The following is a 17,554-nucleotide window of genomic DNA, read 5'->3' as shown; positions in this document are numbered from 1 at the left end:
AGGTCGCGGATTATAACGATGGTTTCTCCACTGTGCTATCCGAAAAATCCTCAATGCTCCTGCGAAGGAAGGTAGCCGCAAAAAGCTCGGGCGGTAGCGGCAGGCTGACAATGTAGCCCTGCATCTGTTCGCAGCCTTCAGCGGCCAGGAAGGCTTGCTGCGCGGGGTTCTCCACGCCTTCTGCGATGATGGTGAATTGCATGCTGTGGCCCAGGGCGATGATGGCGCGCACGATGGCGACGTCGTGGGGGTCGTCAGGCAGGCCGCGGACGAAGGACTGGTCGATCTTCAGGAAATCCAGGGGCAGGCGCTTGAGATAGCTGAGGGACGAATAGCCGGTGCCGAAATCGTCGATCGCCAGCTGTACGCCCAGGCGCTTGAGTTGGTGCAGGACTGCCAGCGCTTCTTCGGCCTGGCTCATGATGAAGTTTTCAGTGATCTCCAGTTGCAGGCAGCCCGGTTCGAGGCTGTAGTCGCGCAGTAGCTGTTCGATACGAGCCAGTAAACCAGGGTGGCGCAGTTGCGCGCCGGCGAGGTTGACCGATAGCGGGCCAAAACCATCGAAAGTGCTTTGCCAGGTGTGCATTTGCAGGCAGGCGTGCTCCAGCACCCAGTCGCCAATCTGCAGGATCATGCCGTTCTCTTCGGCCAGGGCAATGAAGTGTTCGGGCGAGACGTCGCCAAAGGTGGGGTGGTGCCAGCGGATCAAGGCTTCGGCGCCGATCAATTCTTGTGTCAGCAGGCTCAGTTTTGGCTGGTAATACAGGACCAACTCATCACGTTCGATGGCTCGCCGCAGTTCGTGCTCCAGTGCCACGCGCTCGTTGGCCTGGGCTGTCAGGTCGCGGGTGTAACTTTCGACCCGGTTACGCCCCTTGGCCTTGGAGCGGTACATCGCGGCGTCGGCGTTCTTGACCAGGGTGGCCACGTCGGTGCCGTCCTGGGGGTACAGGCTGGTGCCGATGCTGGCGCTGATGAAGAACTCGTGTTCGCCGGCCTGGAACGGTGGGGTGAAGCAGGCCAGCAGCTTATTGGCCAGTTGCTCGGCGTCGCTGGCGTGTTGCAGGCCGGGCAGCAGGATGATGAATTCATCGCCGCCCAGGCGCGCGACGGTGTCGATGTCACGCAGTTGCTCCTTGAGGCGTACGGCGATGTCTTTGAGCAGCAGGTCGCCGATCGGGTGGCCGAGGCTGTCATTGATGTGTTTGAAACGATCCAGGTCGAGAAACAGCACCGCGCCTTGTTTGCCGGTTTCCTGATGGCCGTTGAGGGCCGCCTGCAGCCGACTTTCAAACAGTGTGCGGTTCGGCAGGCCGGTCAGCGGGTCGTGGTGCGCCTGATAGTCGAGGCGCGCCTGGGCCAGCTTGAGGCTGGAGATGTCGGCAAACACTGCTACAAAATGCGTGATCAACTGGTCGCGGTTGCGCACGGCGCTGATGGTCAGCCAGCTGGGGTACAACTCGCCGTTCTTGCGGCGGTTGGAGATTTCGCCCTGCCAATGACCTTGGGCCGTCAACTGGTGCCACATGGCGGCGTAGAAGGCGCTGTCATGCAGGCCGGAGGCGAGCAGGCGCGGTGTCTGGCCAAGGGCTTCGGCTTCGCTGTAGCCGGTGATCTCGCTGAAGGCGCGGTTGACGGCGCTGATGTTCTGGCGCGTGTCGGTGATCAATACGCCCTCGGCGGTACTCTCGAATACCGTGGCGGCCTGTTGCAGTTTTTCCTGCATCAGCTGGCGCTCGGTGATGTCCCGGGCGATGGTGAGCATGCAGTCTTCACCGGCAATTGGCAGTGGTCGGCTGGAGACTTCGCACAGCCGGATCTGCCCGTCGCTGCGGCGTATATGGCAGATGAAGTCACGCACGTATCCATCTTGATGCATCAACTCCAGCATGTGCTTGCGTTCGTTAAGATCGACCCAGATGCCCAGGTCAAGGGTCGATTGGTCGAGGGATGTCGTGCTGTTGAAGCCGGTGATGCGACTGAAACCATCGTTCACTTCAATCAGCAGGCCATCCCGCTGGCGGCTCAGCAGCAAGCCATCGGGAGAGGCGTGGAAGGCCTTGGCGAATTTCTCTTCGGAGATTTGCAGTTGTTGCTGGGTTTCCTTGAGCTGGGTGATGTCGCGGACCACCACCACAATGGCTTCAGTGGTGTCGAGTTGAAACGGCTCGGCGGAAATCAGCCCGATAAAGGCCTGGCCATTGCTGCGCAGAAAGGGCATTTCCAGGTTGCGAATGCTGGTGGTTTGCACGCGTTTCAACAGATCGGGGCCGATACCGGGGATGCCCCAGATATTCAGGGCGGTCGCGGTTTTTCCGATCACCTGCGCGGCTTTCAGGCCCACTTGGTCCTCAAATGCTTTGTTGACCTCAAGCAGGCAGCCATCGGACAGTCGCGCGATCACCAGGATGTCCGGGCATTGCTGAAACACGGAAGCAAACTTTTGCTCGGAAAGCTGCAGCGCCTCTTCAGTACGTTTGGCTTCGCTGATGTCGATCATCAAGCCCCGCAACACTGGCTCATGGCCGTGTTCGATCAGGCTCACAATGTCACGCACCCAAAGGCAGCGGCCGTCCGCCGTGATCACCCGATAGTCGATGCTGTGGTCGCGGTTGGCGCGGGTTTCCCGGTAGCAATAGGCTTCGGCGCGGATGAGGTCGGCGGGGTGAATGATATTGCGCCAGAAGCCCGGAATCAGCCAATGGGCGCGCGGGTAACCGAGCAGATCCTCGGCGTGGGGTGACACATAGCTGTAGGTGAAATCGCTAACGCTGGCTTCCCAGGCGATGGCAGACAGGCTCTCCACCAGGCCGCGATAGTGGTATTCGCTGCTGCGCAGTTCCTGTTCGAGGGCGACGCGGCGGGAAATTTCCGAACTCAGCCGGCGATTGATCCGAATGACGATAGCCAATACGGTGCTCAACAACAGCACGGCGGGCAGGCCGTACATCAGCAGGTCGGTCCAGAACGTACGGTGGTCGGTGAGGCTGCCCACCCAGTGTTGCTGGATGGCTTCGGTTTCGGCCGGGCTGAGGTCAGCGAGAACCTTGTCCAGGATACCCACCAGTATTTTGTTGTCCCGTGGTACACCCATCGCCAATTGATAGCGGTACGGCGTTTCACCACTTACGTACAGGCCATCGAGCTTGAGCTGGCGCAGACTCCAGACGCTTGACGCGAGGTCGCCCACCACGGCGTCGACTTCGTCGGTGGCCAACGCCTGCAGCGTCGAACTGACATTGGGCAGGGCCACCAGGTTGAGGTCTGGATGGTGGGTGCGTAGCAGTTCATGGGGGGCATAATTTTCCACCACGGCAATCTTCAGCCCATAAAGGTCATTGAGGTTGCGTGGTCGGGCGCCGCCTTCATGGGCAAGGATGACAATGGGAAAGTCCAGGTAAGGGCGTGTGAATGCCATGAAGTCCTGGCGCTCGGGGGTAGACATGATGCCCGGCAGCAGGTCGAGTTGGTTGTGGCGTGCCCGCTCCAGCAAGGCACTCCAATTGACCGGCTCAATCAGTTTGATCCTGACCCCCAGGCGTTCCTGGATCAGGCGTACGTAGTCCGCCGCCAGGCCTTGGTAGCGGCCCTCTTCATCACGGTATTCGAAAGGTGGCCAGGAGGCGTCCACCCCCACGCGCAACTCCTGATGGTCCGCCAGCCAGCCACGCTCATCATCGCTAAGAGTCAACGCGCCAGCCGTTGCGGTCCAGGTCAGCAGCGACAGCAGTAACACAGTCGGCAATCTGGGCATAACGGTCTCGTTATGGCACGGGGAATGTTTCGAGTGTAGACGGGCATTGCGGGGGAGGGGATTTGCGCGGGATTTTATCTGTACAAAGCAAAACCCCCGGCCTGGGCCGGGGGTTCTGGTGTCACTCGTCGAGGAAGGAGCGCAGATGCTCGCTCCGCGTCGGGTGGCGCAACTTGCGCAACGCCTTGGCTTCGATCTGGCGGATCCGCTCGCGGGTCACGTCAAACTGCTTACCGACTTCCTCAAGGGTGTGGTCGGTATTCATGTCGATGCCGAAACGCATGCGCAGTACCTTGGCTTCACGGGCAGTGAGGCCGGACAGTACGTCGCGGGTCGCTTCTTTAAGGCTCTCAACAGTGGCGACATCGATTGGCGACTGCATGGTCGAGTCTTCGATGAAGTCACCCAGGTGGGAGTCTTCGTCATCACCGATCGGGGTTTCCATGGAGATCGGCTCTTTAGCGATCTTCAATACCTTGCGGATTTTATCCTCAGGCATTTCCATGCGTTCGCCCAGCTCTTCCGGGGTCGGTTCGCGACCCATTTCCTGCAACATCTGCCGGGAAATACGGTTGAGCTTGTTGATCGTCTCGATCATGTGCACCGGAATACGGATGGTGCGGGCCTGGTCGGCGATCGAGCGAGTGATCGCCTGACGGATCCACCAGGTGGCATAAGTCGAGAACTTGTAGCCGCGACGGTATTCGAACTTGTCCACAGCCTTCATCAAGCCGATGTTGCCTTCCTGGATCAGATCGAGGAATTGCAGGCCACGGTTGGTGTACTTCTTGGCGATGGAGATCACCAGACGCAAGTTCGCTTCAACCATCTCTTTCTTCGCGCGGCGGGCCTTGGCCTCACCGATCGACATGCGACGGTTGATGTCCTTGATCTCGGCAATCGTCAGACCGGTTTCGGTCTCAAGCGCGGTCAGCTTCTGCTGGCAACGGATGATGTCCGGCTGCAGGCGACCAATGGCTTCAGCGTACTTCGCCTTACCTTTGGCCAGGGCGTCGCTCCAGCTTTCGTCAACTTCGTGGCCCGGGAACTGGCGCAGGAAGTCGGTACGCGGCATGCGCGCATCACGGACACAGAGCTGCATGATCGCGCGCTCTTGTGCACGCAGACGCTCAAGGGCGCTACGAACGCGTTCAACCAGGCCTTCGAATTGCTTCGGGACCAGCTTGATCGGCATGAACAGCTCAGCCAGCGCCAGCAGCTCGGCAATTGCCAGCTTGTTGGAGCGACCGTGCTTTTTCAGGGCCTTGCGGGTGATTTCCATTTGATCGGAAACCGCGCCGAAACGCTGGGCAGCAATGATCGGGTCTGGGCCGCTTTCGACTTCGTCTTCGTCGTCGGTGCTGGCTTCAGCCTCGTCGTCTTCGGTGTCATCGTCCGCTTTCGCGGCTTTGGCATCGACAGGCGGCGGTACTTCGGCAGCAGGCGGCGCGATGCCGTCGTCCGGGTCGATATAACCGCTCAGGACGTCGGACAGGCGGCCACCTTCGGTGGTGACGCGAGTGTACTCGGAGAGAATGTGGTCAACCGTGCCAGGGAAGTGCGCGATTGCGCCCATCACTTCACGGATACCCTCTTCGATACGCTTGGCGATTTCGATCTCGCCTTCGCGCGTCAGCAACTCGACGGTACCCATTTCACGCATATACATGCGCACAGGGTCAGTCGTGCGACCGATGTCGGTCTCCACCGCGGCCAACGCGGCAGCGGCTTCTTCAGCGGCTGCCTCGTCGGTATCGGCGTCGGCCAACATAAGGGCGTCCGCATCCGGAGCACTCTCGTGTACGGGGATCCCCATGTCATTAATCATGCGGATGATGTCTTCCACCTGCTCTGGATCTGAAATATCCTCAGGCAGGTGATCGTTGACCTCTGCGTAAGTCAGATACTTCTGCTCACGACCAAGGGTGATCAACTCTTTGATACGAGACTGCTGTTGCGCTTTTCCGGACATAACACCCTATCCACTGAAGGTCTTGGCGGGCAAAAAACAAGCCGAGGATTATACCCGAGCTATGACCTCACACGCCAGCTGAGGTCGGGTTTGATGCGGAAACATTCTGTTTTAAGAGGTCGCGCATCTGTTTTGCTATCTGAATTTGCTCTTCAGCCGATAATCCCGGCTGTCTTGCTCTCTTGATCAGTTCATCGAGGGTCTGCGTGTGCTGGCCCGCGGATAACCTAGTAATGGTGTCTAAAAACTGTTGTTCAAGGTTATCGCCGTCAATTAGCCACTCCTTTTCCGCGAGTGCCTTCAACAAACGACCCTGTTCCGTGCCATGCCAGCGAGCCATCAGCTGAATGGAGTTTAGCTTAGGATTTTTCTGCACGGCCTCGATCAGTGCGATCAGCACCTGAGCGTAGGTATTGCTCGCGTTGGCAAAATGGTCGGCGCTTTCAACCTTGCTCGCTAATTGCGGGTGGTGGATAAGCGTGCGCAGGGCAATCAATGTGGGCGCTTCTACGGCGACCGGCGTGCGAGGTGCGTAGGCTTCATCGCGATCACCGCGCTTGCCGTTTTTGCTCCAGGGTTTCTTGTCCCATTTCTTGCCGCCGGCACCGGGCTTCTTCGGCGTCCATTCCTGCTGGGGGGCATACGCCTCCTGGGGTTGATGGAAGTCGGCATAGTCCGGCATGGCGTCATAATCCATGCCTGGGTCGTAGGCAGGCGGCGCGTCCTGCGGCGCGCTGTGCACCAGCTGGCTGACGGCCTCGCCACTCAGTCCTGTAATTTCCAGCAGGCGTTGGCGCATCAGGGTGCGCAGGTTCGCCCCTGGAACCTTGTCGATCAAGGGTGCCGCGAGGGTGGCCATATGGGCCTTGCCTTCGAGGGAGCGTGGGTCGGCTTCTTCGGTCAGTTGCTGGAAGAAATAATCCGCCAACGGCTGCGCATGTTGATTGATGCGGGCGCGGAATGCGTCGGTGCCTTCGGAGCGCACCAGGGTATCCGGGTCTTCCCCTTCGGGCAGGAACAGGAAGCGCGCGCGGCGCCCATCCTGCAGGCTCGACAGGGTGGCTTCGAGCGCGCGCCAGGCGGCGTTGCGGCCGGCCTGGTCGCCGTCGAAGCAGAACAGCACGCTTGGCACGACGCGAAACAGGCGCTTCAAGTGTTCTTCGCTGGTGGCGGTGCCGAGGGTGGCCACGGCGTTGCGCAAACCTTGCTGGGCCAGGGCGATCACGTCCATATAGCCTTCGACCACGATGATTTCATCGAGGTTTCGATTGTTCTTGCGCGCTTCGAACAGGCCGTAGAGTTCCTGGCCCTTGTGGAATACCGGGGTTTCCGGGGAGTTCAGGTACTTGGGCTTGTCATCCCCCAGCACTCGGCCGCCGAAGGCGATGATGCGGCCACGGCTGTCGCGGATCGGGAACATTACGCGGTCGCGGAAGCGGTCGTAGCGCTTGCCGGTCTCGGCGTTCTCAACCAGGAGGCCGGCGTCGATCATGGCTTTTTGCTGCAGGGTATCGCTGCTCAGGTGTTTGTACAGGTTGTCCCAGCCCGGTGGAGCAAAGCCGAGGCCGAAGTCGCGGGCGATTTCGCCGGTCAGGCCGCGTCCCTTCAGGTAGTCGACGGCGGCCTTGCGCTGTGGATGGCTTTTAAGGGCCTGACGGTAGAAGTCGGCAGCGGCAGTCAGCAGCGGGTACAGCGGCGAGTCGGTGGGTTGCCGTGGTTTATGCGGGCGGCCACTTTCTTCGCGGGGGACTTCCATGCCGGCGGCTTTCGCCAGGTCCTCGATCGCCTGGGGGAAGTCCAGGTTGTCGTGGTCCATCAGAAAGCCGAGGGCGTTGCCGCCTGCGCCGCAGCCGAAGCAGTAGTAGAACTGCTTGTCGGGGCTGACGCTGAATGACGGGGTTTTTTCCTTGTGGAACGGGCAGCAGGCCGTGTAGTTTTTGCCGGCCTTCTTCAATTGCAGGCGCGAGCTGACAACATCGACAATGTCGGTGCGGTTCAGAAGGTCGTCAATAAAGCTCTGGGGAATCAGCCCGGCCATGGCGTTCTCGTCATCACTGCGTGTAAATGAGTGCCCGTGAAGTGCTCAAGCGCACGTATCGAATGGCTTGACCATCAATCGTCTGCTTGGGCTGTCAGGAAGTGTATCTGCCGAACATTCACTGACGTTAGTTTCAATCAGTGTGTCGGCCTGGAAATGTTGCCCTCGAGTCCGGCGCCGGCCAATCGTGGCCTCGGATGCTCGTCGCTGGGCACAGCCGATACAGTTGATCGCCTGCTTATAAAATGAGTGTGCTCGTCAATAGCCTTGTTAGGCTCGTCAGAAGAGACGTGCACCGCTGGCAAAAGAGCCAGTCCTGACGTTTGAAGCAGGTGTATCAGTCGCGTGTGCGGCGTCAACGATGAAGCATCAAGCGATATCCGCAAATGCCAACAGCCCGGCTGAGGGCCGGGCTTGGCAGAAGCTTGCTACGAACGTCTGTGTATTAGTACAGACGAACGGCGCGGCGCTGTTCGCGCTGAACTTTCTTGGCGTGACGCTTAACAGCGGCTGCTGCTTTACGCTTACGCTCAGAAGTTGGCTTCTCATAAAATTCGCGGCTACGAACTTCAGCCAGAACACCGGCTTTTTCGCAGGAGCGCTTGAAACGACGCAGAGCTACGTCGAAGGGTTCGTTCTCTTTTACTTTGACGGCTGGCATCCAGAGCTACCTTCTTTCATTACCGGGAATCAACGTTCTCGTCGCAAAAAATTCGCGGCTGAGGTCGTCGGTTTTTAAGGGTTGCGGATGTTAACCCCTCATTGGCAGGAATGCAAAGCCTCTGATCGAAAACCGCTAGTCGGGAGGGGGAGTGGCGACTATTATGCGCGCCTTCGAATTCAGCCTCTACAAGGCGCAAACCCATGCTAGTACTGGGACTTGAAACCTCCTGCGACGAAACCGGTGTCGCACTTTACGACAGTGAACGCGGGCTCTTGGCCGATGCACTGTTCAGTCAGATCGACTTGCATCGGGCCTATGGCGGCGTTGTGCCGGAGCTGGCCAGTCGTGATCACGTCAAACGTATGCTGCCGTTGATTCGCCAGGTGTTGGACGAGGCCGGTTGCGTGCCGACCGAGATCGATGCGATTGCCTATACGGCGGGCCCTGGATTGGTCGGAGCCCTTCTGGTTGGCGCCTCTTGTGCCCAGGCGCTGGCTTTTGCATGGGGCATTCCGGCCCTCGGCGTGCACCATATGGAAGGCCATTTACTGGCGCCGATGCTGGAAGAAAACCCGCCGCAGTTCCCGTTCGTCGCTTTGTTGGTTTCGGGCGGGCATACGCAGCTGGTCCAGGTCGACGGAATCGGTCAATACACGCTGTTGGGCGAGTCCTTGGACGACGCCGCCGGCGAAGCTTTCGACAAGACCGCGAAGATGATGGGCCTCAATTACCCGGGTGGGCCGGAAATCGCCCGCCTGGCCGAAAAAGGCGTTGTCGGTCGCTACACCTTCCCGCGCCCGATGTGCGATCGCCCTGGTCTGATGTTCAGCTTCAGCGGCTTGAAAACCTCCGCGTTGAATACCTGGCAGCACAGTGTCAGCGCCGGGGACGACAGTGAGCAAGCCCGTTGCGACATCGCGCTGGCGTTCCAGCAGGCCGTGGTGGAGACTTTGACCATCAAGTGCAAGCGTGCCCTGAAACAGGCCGGCATGAAGCGCCTGGTGATCGCCGGTGGCGTCAGCGCCAACAAGGCGTTGCGCAGTTCATTGGAAAAGATGCTTGGTGATATGAAGGGTGATGTGTTCTACGCCCGCCCTGAGTTCTGCACCGACAACGGCGCGATGATCGCCTATGCCGGTTGTCAGCGCCTGCAGGCGGGGCAGCACGAAAGCCTGGCGATCAGCGTGCAGGCGCGCTGGCCGATGGAGCAGCTGCCGCCCTTGTAAGAGTGCAACGTGAGTCGGGCTCATTGGCGGTATTTAAAAATGCCGTTCGCGCCCGGCAAACAGGTCGCGTAGATTGCCCCGGTGTCGCCAGACGATCAGCAGTGTCAGCACGCTCATCGGCAGCAGCGCCGCCGGTTCCTGCCAGGCCAGCAACGGCAGGGTGAGCGGTGTGGCGATCAGAGCTGCCAGCGAGCTGGTGCGGGTCAGGTAGAACGTCAGCAGCCAGGCGAGCACGGCCAGCAACGCCGCCGGCGGGTAGATCCCCAGCAGCATGCCGGCTGCCGTGGCGACACCTTTACCACCGCGAAAACGGAAGTACAGGGGAAACAGATGGCCGAGGACGGCGCACACGCCCACCCAGGCCTGCTGCTGCAGGGTCAGGCCGGCGAGGCTGGCGATCAGTACGGGCAACAGGCCCTTGCATACGTCGCCCAGCAGCGTCAGTACGGCGAGCTTCTTGCCGGCCAGGCGCAACATATTGGTGGCGCCGGCATTGCCTGAACCACTCATTCGCGGGTCGGGATTTCCCGTCAGGCGGCTGAGCAAAATGGCGAAGGACAGCGAGCCGAGCAGGTAGGCGAGAATCGCCAGTGACCAAAACATGCTAACTATTCCGGGCGAGGATGCCCTGATTCTAACGGGGCATCGCGCCCTTGTCGTGCTGCGGAGAAGAGCTTGGACAGAGTGTTTATCGAAGGCCTGGAAGTCGACACCGTGATCGGGGCCTACGACTGGGAGCGCGGGATCCGCCAATGCCTGCGCCTGGACCTGAGCTTCGCTTGGGATAACCGCCCGGCTGCGGCTGGCGACGACCTGGCCCTGGCACTGGATTACGCCAGTGTGTCCGCGCGGATCCAGGCCTTTGCCGAGCAGTCCCAGTACCAGCTGGTCGAGACCTTTGCCGAACGCCTGGCCGAAGTGCTGATGAGCGAGTTCCAGATTCCCTGGCTGCACCTCAAGCTGACCAAGCCCGGCGCAGTGCCGGCTGCCAAGGGTGTAGGCGTGGAGATTGAGCGCGGATGTCGCTGACTCAGGTTTACCTTGGCCTCGGTAGTAATATCGAGCGCGAGCCCCACCTGCGCGCCGGTCTCGACGCGTTGGCGAGTTTCCTTACGGATATGTGCTGCTCGGCGGTGTTCGAGAGCCAGCCGGTGGGCATCAAAAGCGGGCCATTCTTCAATCTGGTGGTGTCGGCCTATACCGACCTGTCATTGATGGAGTTGGATCGTCGGTTGAAATCCATCGAGGCTGACAATGGCCGCTATGCGCCGGATCGCAAAGGCCTGCCGCTGGATATCGACGTGCTGCTGTACGGCGAGTTGGTGGGTGACTTCGATGGTTTGATCCTGCCGCGGGCGGAGATCCTGAAAAATGCCTTTGTGCTGTGGCCGCTGTCGATGATGGCGCCGGACCGGGTGCACCCTGAAGCGGGCAAGACGATGGCTGCGTTGTGGCGTGATGCTCAGATTGATCAGGTGCTGGCGCCTGTCGGGTTTGAATGGCAGGGCCAGCAACTCACCCCGGACTCGCTCCTACAAGGGTTTGTGTAGTTCCTTGTAGGCTTTGAGTGCCCTGAGTCGTTCACGCTTGAGCGCCTCGCCCAACTCCGGCCCCTTGAATCCCCGCTCAAGCAGTGGCGCAACTGCAACCTCGCGCGCTGCTTTCGCCGCGCCGCGTAAGTAATCCGCCTGTGGATAACTTCTTCGCTCCAGCCCCTTGCGGCCCCGGGCATCCATTTCGCAGGCGACCACAAACTCCTCAAAGCGCTGTGGCCTGCGGTATACGTCAAAACTTTGCAGCAACTCCAGCAACGTCGAGGCTTTCAGCTCCAGCGCGCGATGACCGTGGGTGTGATACTGGCCCACCAACAGCGCCAATTCCTGGCAATCCCTTGGCACTTTGAAGCGCTCATTGGCGGCCTTGATCAGCTTCAAGCCTCGATGCTCATGAGCGATGTGCTGCGGTAACTTATCCACAGGCGTCAGGCCCTTGCCCAGGTCATGCAGCAGGCAGGCCCAGCGTACGGTCAGGGGCTGTTTGTGCTCGGCAGCTTGTTCCAGCACGCTCAAGGTGTGCACACCCGTGTCGATCTCGGGGTGATGGGCCTCGGGTTGTGGCACGCCAAAGAGTGCGTCCACTTCCGGCATCAAGATCTTCAGCGCATTACAGTCCCGAAGTACCTGGATAAACACCTGGGGCTGATCTTCCATCAACGCCCTGGAGATTTCTTTCCAGCTGCGCTCCGGGGTCAGGGCTTCCAATTCACCGGACTCGCTGAGTTGACGCATCAGCTCCAGTGTCTCCGGTGCTACCGTAAAACCCAGGTGTGCGTAGCGCGCGGCAAAACGGGCGACACGCAGAACTCTGAGTGGATCTTCGGCGAATGCGGGGGAAACGTGACGAAGTATGCGGGACTCAAGGTCGCGCTGGCCGTGATACGGATCAGTCAAGTTACCGTCGTCGTCTTCGGCCATGGCGTTGATGGTCAGGTCGCGACGGATCAGGTCTTCTTCCAGCGTCACCTCGGGGCTGGCGTGAAACACAAAACCACCGTAACCCCGACCACTCTTGCGCTCGGTGCGGGCCAGGGCGTACTCATCGCCGTTTTTCGGGTCCAGGAACACCGGGAAGTCCGAACCCACTGGCTTGAAGCCCTTGGCGAGCATCTCTTCGGTGCTCGCGCCGACGACCACGCGGTCGACATCGGTGACCTTGATGCCCAGCAGGCGGTCACGCACGGCGCCGCCGACTTTGTAGATTTTCATGAAAAAGCCTCCATTAGCGGCACAGGATACCGCCTGTGCCTGGCCAATGGAGGCTTTGCTGTTTCAGAGATGAACGACGGCCAGGTCCAGGCGGCCGTAGTCGTTGTCGTTGTGATCGTTGCGCGGTGGTACATGGTGGGTCTTCATCACTTGGTCGCCCTGCAGGGTTTCCAGGTGGATGTCGAAGCCCCAGAGCCGATGCAGGTGCTTGAGCACTTCTTCGGTGGATTCGCCCAGGGGTTTGCGGTCGTGCTGCTGGTGGCGCAGGGTCAGCGAGCGGTCGCCGCGCACATCGATGCTGTAGATCTGCACGTTGGGCTCACGGTTGCCCAGGTTGTATTGCGCCGCCAGGGTTTCACGGATGGTGCGGTAGCCGGGTTCATCGTGGATGGCCGGCACCACCAGGTCATCCTTGAGGTCATCATCCAGGATGCTGAACAGTTTGAGGTCGCGGATCACCTGGGGTGAGAGGTACTGCAGGATAAAGCTCTCATCCTTGAAGCTGCTCATGGCGAACTTGATCGTCGACAGCCAGTCACTGCCGGCGATTTCCGGGAACCAGCGGCGGTCCTCATCGGTGGGGTGTTCGCACATGCGCCGAATATCGCGGTACATGGCAAAACCCAGCGCGTAAGGGTTGATCCCGCTGTAATACGGGCTGTCGAAGCCGGGTTGGAACACCACGCTGGTGTGGGACGTCAGGAACTCCATCATGAAGCCGTCGGTGACCAGGCCTTCGTCGTACAGGTCGTTCATCAGCGTGTAGTGCCAGAACGTCGCCCAACCTTCGTTCATCACCTGGGTCTGGCGCTGTGGGTAAAAGTACTGGGCGATCTTGCGTACGATACGCACGATTTCCCGTTGCCACGGCTCCAGCAGCGGTGCGTGCTTTTCCAGGAAGTACAGGATGTTTTCCTGTGGTTCGGAGGGGAATCGCGCGTTGTCCTTGTCGCTGTTCTTGCCGGCGCGTTTGGGAATGGTGCGCCACAGGTCGTTGATCTGCTTCTGCAGGTGCTCTTCGCGCTCCTTCTGGCGCAGGCGCTCTTCCTCGGCAGAAATAGGGTACGGGCGCTTGTAGCGGTCGACGCCATAGTTCATCAGGGCATGGCAGGAGTCGAGCAAGTCCTCCACGGCGTCGATACCGTGGCGCTCCTCGCACTGCATGATGTACTGCTTGGCAAACACCAGGTAATCGATGATCGAGCTGGCGTCGGTCCAGGTGCGGAACAGGTAGTTGCCCTTGAAGAAGCTGTTGTGCCCATAGCAGGCATGGGCCACCACCAGCGCCTGCATGCAGATGGTGTTTTCTTCCATCAGGTAGGCGATGCACGGGTCGGAGTTGATCACGATCTCGTAGGCCAGCCCCATCTGCCCCCGGGTGTACGACTTTTCGGTACTGAGGAAGTGTTTGCCGTACGACCAGTGGTGGTAACCCAGGGGCATGCCGACGGAAGCATAGGCATCCATCATCTGTTCGGCCGTGATCACTTCGATCTGGTTGGGGTAGGTGTCCAGGGCATAACCCGCCGCGATGCGGCTGATTTCCCGGTCATAGGCCTGGATCAGTTCAAAGGTCCACTCGGAGCCGGTGGAAATGGGTTGGCGCTTAGTCTCTTTTTTGGCGGTCATGTCACTAACCTGCGCTGGAAGAGTTCACGGAAGACCGGATAGATATCGCCGGCCGAGACCAGTTGCTGCTGGGCGAACGTGTCGGCAAAGGCTTCGCCGATGCGCTCGTATTCAAACCACAGGGCCTGGTGCTCACGGGGGGTGATTTCGACGTAAGTGTAGTACTGCACAAACGGCATGATGTGGTTGATCAGGATGTCGCGACAGATCGGCGAATCGTCGTTCCAGTTGTCGCCGTCGGAGGCCTGGGCCGCGTAGATATTCCACTCGTTGGCCGGGTAGCGCTCGGCCATGATCTCCTGCATCAGCTTCAAGGCGCTGGACACGATGGTGCCGCCGGTTTCCCTCGAGTAGAAGAACTCCTCCTCATCCACTTCCCGTGCGCTGGTGTGATGGCGGATGAACACCACGTCGATCTTGTCGTAGTTCCGCTTCAGGAACAGGTACAGCAGGATAAAGAAACGCTTGGCGATGTCCTTGGTCGCCTGGGTCATTGAGCCTGACACGTCCATCAGGCAGAACATCACGGCTTTTGAGCTGGGGTTGGGCTGCTTGACCAGCAGGTTGTACTTGAGGTCAAAGGTATCGAGGAACGGCACGCGGTGGATACGCGCGCTGAGTTTCTCTATTTCCGCCTCGATTTCCTGGATATCGCCGAAGTTGTCTGGCTCTTCGCGCTTTAAACGCGCCAACTCTTCCTTTGCCGTCCTCAATTTGGCGCGGCTGCTGCCCGACAGGGCGATACGCCGTGCATGGGCCGAGCGCAGCGTGCGGATGATGTTGATTCGAGAGGGGTTGCCTTCGTTGCTGATCCCGGCGCGTACGGTCTTGAAGGTATCGGTGCCGGTCAGGTTACGCTTCACCAGGTTGGGCAGTTCCAGGTCTTCGAACATGAACTCGAGGAATTCTTCCTGGGTGATCTGGAACACGAACTCGTCCATGCCTTCGCCGGAGTTACCGGCCTTGCCCGGGCCTTTGCCACCGCCACCGCCCTGCGGGCGCTGGATATGCTCGCCGGTGGTGAACTCTTTATTGCCGGGGTGTACGACGGTCTGCTTGCCGCCCCGGCCGTGGTGCAGCACCGGTTCGTCGATGTCGCGTCCGGGAATGCTGATTTGTTCGCCATGCTCCATGTCTGTAATGGAGCGGCGGCTGACGGCCTCTTCAACGGCCTTTTTGATGTGGTCACGGTAACGCCGCAGGAAACGCTGGCGGTTTACCGTGCTCTTGTTCTTGCCATTAAGGCGTCGGTCGATCACATAGCTCATGAGGAGCCCTCCGGGCAGCTTCACGTTACAAGCTTCAAGCGGCGAGCTGGAAGCTTAGAGACAAGCGGTCAACTGCCAGGCCCATGACCTGGCAGTTGACGCCCATCGCTGCCTTACTGCGATTTGCGTACCCGCAGGTACCACTCGGAGAGCAGTCGTACCTGTTTGTCGGTGTAGCCGCGCTCGACCATTCGTGTGACGAAGTCGTTGTGTTTTTGCTGGTCCTCCTTGCTGGCCTTGGCATTGAAGCTGATGACCGGCAGCAGATCCTCGGTGTTGGAGAACATTTTCTTCTCGATGACCACCCGCAGCTTCTCGTAGCTGAGCCAGGTAGGGTTCTTGCCGTTGTTGTTGGCGCGGGCACGCAGTACGAAGTTGACGATTTCGTTGCGGAAATCCTTCGGATTGCTGATGCCGGCGGGTTTCTCGATCTTCTCCAATTCTTCGTTGAGGGCTACGCGGTTGAGGATTTCGCCGGTTTCCGGGTCGCGGTATTCCTGGTCCTGGATCCAGAAGTCCGCATACAGCACGTAGCGGTCGAAGATGTTCTGGCCGTACTCGCTGTAGGACTCCAGGTACGCGGTCTGAATTTCCTTGCCGATAAACTCGATGTAGCGCGGCGCGAGGTATTCCTTGAGGAAGCGCAGGTAGCGTTCGCGGGTTTCGGCCTGGAATTGTTCCTGTTCGATCTGCTGCTCCAGCACATACAGCAGGTGCACCGGGTTGGCGGCGATCTCATGGGGGTCGAAATTGAAGACCTTGGACAGGATCTTGAACGCAAAGCGCGTCGACAGGCCGTTCATGCCTTCATCCACGCCCGCTGTGTCGCGATATTCCTGGATCGACTTGGCCTTGGGATCGGTGTCCTTGAGGTTCTCGCCGTCGTACACGCGCATCTTCGAATAGATATTCGAGTTTTCCGGCTCCTTGAGACGCGACAGCACGGTGAACTGGGCGAGCATCTTCAGTGTGTCGGGTGCGCAGTGGGCCTTGGCCAGGGAGCTGTTGAACAGCAGCTTGTCGTAGATCTTGATTTCATCGCTGACCCGCAGGCAGTACGGCACCTTGACGATGTAGATCCGGTCGATGAAGGCTTCATTGTTCTTGTTGTTGCGGAAGGTGTGCCATTCCGATTCGTTGGAGTGGGCCAGCAGGATCCCGGTGAACGGAATCGCGCCCAGGCCTTCGGTACTGTTGTAGTTGCCTTCCTGGGTGGCAGTGAGCAGTGGGTGCAGCACCTTGATCGGCGCCTTGAACATTTCCACGAATTCCATCAGGCCCTGGTTGGCCCGGCACAACGCGCCCGAGTAGCTGTAGGCGTCGGCGTCGTTCTGCGGGAATTCCTCCAGCTTGCGGATATCGACCTTGCCCACCAGCGCCGAGATGTCCTGGTTGTTCTCATCGCCCGGTTCGGTCTTGGCCACGCCGATCTGGTTGAGGATCGACGGGTAGAGTTTCACCACGCGGAACTGGCTGATGTCGCCGCCGAACTCGGCCAGGCGCTTGGTGGCCCAGGGCGACATGATGGTGTTGAGGTAGCGTCGTGGGATACCGAAGTCTTCTTCGAGGATCGCGCCATCTTCCGTGGCGTTGAACAGGCCCAGGGGCGATTCGAAGACCGGCGAGCCCTTGATGGCGTAGAAGGGCACCTTCTCGATCAGTTGCTTGAGTTTTTCGGCCAGGGACGATTTACCACCGCCAACGGGGCCGAGCAGGTAGAGGATCTGTTTCTTCTCTTCCAGGCCTTGGGCGGCGTGGCGGAAATAGGAGACGATCTGGTCGATGCATTCTTCCATCCCATGGAAGTCTTCAAAGGCCGGATAGCGGCGGATCACCTTGTTGGAAAATATTCGCGACAGGCGCGAATTATTGGCGGTTTCCACCAGCTCCGGCTCGCCGATCGCCAATAACAGGCGTTCGGCGGCAGATGCGTAGGTGCTGCGGTCCTGCTTGCACAGCTCGAGATACTCTTGCAGCGTGAGTTCTTCCTGCTGTGTGGACGCGAAGCGTTGTTGGAAGTGGCTGAAAATACTCATGACGTCGTCACCTCGCTCGATACGTGGAGCCGACGCCGGATCTATCAGTCGATGCTGGCAGTCATTGGCGAACGCCAATGGCTGTTTTCCCCCCAGAACACCCTGAAACGCTACCGATGACCCGTACGCCGGTGTACCGGCTCTCCCCTGATTCGGATGGCCTGCGCTTAAGGATAGTCGGAATCGGAGAGGGCAAGGGATG

General features: G+C 59.6%; 12 protein-coding genes. 3 read left to right on the top strand and 9 right to left on the bottom strand.

Translation table 11 applies throughout. From position 1 onward, the window contains the following. Positions 1 to 10: 10 nt before the first annotated feature. The 4 genes from F6S08_RS29355 to rpsU form a co-directional block, all read right to left on the bottom strand. On the bottom strand, positions 11 to 3,754 hold the full coding sequence (locus tag F6S08_RS29355) for a bifunctional diguanylate cyclase/phosphodiesterase (RefSeq protein ID WP_065925399.1): 3,744 nt from the start codon (positions 3,752 to 3,754) through the stop codon (positions 11 to 13). 121 nt (positions 3,755 to 3,875) lie between these two features. Beyond that, positions 3,876 to 5,726, bottom strand: a complete 1,851-nt coding sequence (rpoD, locus tag F6S08_RS29350; RefSeq protein WP_065925398.1) for an RNA polymerase sigma factor RpoD — start codon at positions 5,724 to 5,726, stop codon at positions 3,876 to 3,878. 67 nt (positions 5,727 to 5,793) lie between these two features. After that, positions 5,794 to 7,764, bottom strand: a complete 1,971-nt coding sequence (gene dnaG / locus F6S08_RS29345; protein ID WP_027605924.1) for a DNA primase — start codon at positions 7,762 to 7,764, stop codon at positions 5,794 to 5,796. 445 nt (positions 7,765 to 8,209) lie between these two features. Continuing rightward, positions 8,210 to 8,425 (bottom strand): 30S ribosomal protein S21, encoded by a 216-nt coding sequence (rpsU, locus tag F6S08_RS29340; protein WP_002551877.1) that lies wholly within the window; start codon positions 8,423 to 8,425, stop codon positions 8,210 to 8,212. A 203-nt stretch (positions 8,426 to 8,628) separates the two neighbouring features. Between rpsU and tsaD the strand changes: the two genes are divergently transcribed. Continuing rightward, entirely contained in the window at positions 8,629 to 9,654 is a 1,026-nt protein-coding gene (gene tsaD, locus F6S08_RS29335; RefSeq protein ID WP_027605922.1) for a tRNA (adenosine(37)-N6)-threonylcarbamoyltransferase complex transferase subunit TsaD, read from the top strand. Positions 9,655 to 9,687: 33 nt separating this feature from the next. On the opposite strand, the gene plsY is transcribed toward tsaD, so the two are convergent. After that, positions 9,688 to 10,257 (bottom strand): glycerol-3-phosphate 1-O-acyltransferase PlsY, encoded by a 570-nt coding sequence (plsY, locus tag F6S08_RS29330; RefSeq protein WP_065925396.1) that lies wholly within the window; start codon positions 10,255 to 10,257, stop codon positions 9,688 to 9,690. A 72-nt stretch (positions 10,258 to 10,329) separates the two neighbouring features. Here plsY and folB point away from each other — a divergent pair, with 72 nt between their 5' ends. Together folB and folK are read left to right on the top strand one after the other, a co-directional pair. After that, positions 10,330 to 10,683, top strand: coding sequence for a dihydroneopterin aldolase (gene folB / locus F6S08_RS29325; protein WP_046069798.1), 354 nt, complete (start codon positions 10,330 to 10,332; stop codon positions 10,681 to 10,683). Next, the gene (gene folK, locus F6S08_RS29320) at positions 10,674 to 11,204 is read left to right on the top strand and encodes a 2-amino-4-hydroxy-6-hydroxymethyldihydropteridine diphosphokinase (protein ID WP_137212403.1); all 531 of its coding nucleotides are present in this window, start codon (positions 10,674 to 10,676) and stop codon (positions 11,202 to 11,204) included. The genes folB and folK overlap by 10 nt, the downstream gene beginning before the upstream one ends. Here folK and F6S08_RS29315 read toward each other — a convergent pair. From F6S08_RS29315 to F6S08_RS29300, 4 genes are all read right to left on the bottom strand, one after another. Beyond that, entirely contained in the window at positions 11,187 to 12,419 is a 1,233-nt protein-coding gene (locus F6S08_RS29315) for a multifunctional CCA addition/repair protein (RefSeq protein ID WP_315872680.1), read from the bottom strand. The genes folK and F6S08_RS29315 overlap by 18 nt on opposite strands. Positions 12,420 to 12,482: 63 nt before the next feature. After that, positions 12,483 to 14,048, bottom strand: a complete 1,566-nt coding sequence (locus F6S08_RS29310) for a SpoVR family protein (protein WP_065925393.1) — start codon at positions 14,046 to 14,048, stop codon at positions 12,483 to 12,485. Then, the gene (locus F6S08_RS29305; RefSeq protein ID WP_065925392.1) at positions 14,045 to 15,316 is read right to left on the bottom strand and encodes a YeaH/YhbH family protein; all 1,272 of its coding nucleotides are present in this window, start codon (positions 15,314 to 15,316) and stop codon (positions 14,045 to 14,047) included. Before F6S08_RS29305 ends, F6S08_RS29310 begins: the two co-directional genes overlap by 4 nt. Positions 15,317 to 15,429: 113 nt before the next feature. After that, entirely contained in the window at positions 15,430 to 17,352 is a 1,923-nt protein-coding gene (locus tag F6S08_RS29300; protein WP_003194732.1) for a PrkA family serine protein kinase, read from the bottom strand. Positions 17,353 to 17,554 lie beyond the last annotated feature (202 nt).

The organism is Pseudomonas sp. JV449 (assembly GCF_032424295.1).
In the GTDB taxonomy this organism is placed as follows: domain Bacteria; phylum Pseudomonadota; class Gammaproteobacteria; order Pseudomonadales; family Pseudomonadaceae; genus Aquipseudomonas; species Aquipseudomonas marginalis.
This window is presented reverse-complemented; position numbering and strand designations above follow the sequence as displayed.

Excerpts from the sequence above, each read along its gene's own strand:
- F6S08_RS29355 (WP_065925399.1), bottom strand. The coding sequence starts at position 3,754 with ATGCCCAGATTGCCGACTGTGTTACTGCTGTCGCTGCTGACCTGGACC.
- rpoD (WP_065925398.1), bottom strand. The coding sequence starts at position 5,726 with ATGTCCGGAAAAGCGCAACAGCAGTCTCGTATCAAAGAGTTGATCACC.
- dnaG (WP_027605924.1), bottom strand. The coding sequence starts at position 7,764 with ATGGCCGGGCTGATTCCCCAGAGCTTTATTGACGACCTTCTGAACCGC.
- rpsU (WP_002551877.1), bottom strand. The coding sequence starts at position 8,425 with ATGCCAGCCGTCAAAGTAAAAGAGAACGAACCCTTCGACGTAGCTCTG.
- tsaD (WP_027605922.1), top strand. The coding sequence starts at position 8,629 with ATGCTAGTACTGGGACTTGAAACCTCCTGCGACGAAACCGGTGTCGCA.
- plsY (WP_065925396.1), bottom strand. The coding sequence starts at position 10,257 with ATGTTTTGGTCACTGGCGATTCTCGCCTACCTGCTCGGCTCGCTGTCC.
- folK (WP_137212403.1), top strand. The coding sequence starts at position 10,674 with ATGTCGCTGACTCAGGTTTACCTTGGCCTCGGTAGTAATATCGAGCGC.
- F6S08_RS29315 (WP_315872680.1), bottom strand. The coding sequence starts at position 12,419 with ATGAAAATCTACAAAGTCGGCGGCGCCGTGCGTGACCGCCTGCTGGGC.
- F6S08_RS29310 (WP_065925393.1), bottom strand. The coding sequence starts at position 14,048 with ATGACCGCCAAAAAAGAGACTAAGCGCCAACCCATTTCCACCGGCTCC.
- F6S08_RS29305 (WP_065925392.1), bottom strand. The coding sequence starts at position 15,316 with ATGAGCTATGTGATCGACCGACGCCTTAATGGCAAGAACAAGAGCACG.
- F6S08_RS29300 (WP_003194732.1), bottom strand. The coding sequence starts at position 17,352 with ATGAGTATTTTCAGCCACTTCCAACAACGCTTCGCGTCCACACAGCAG.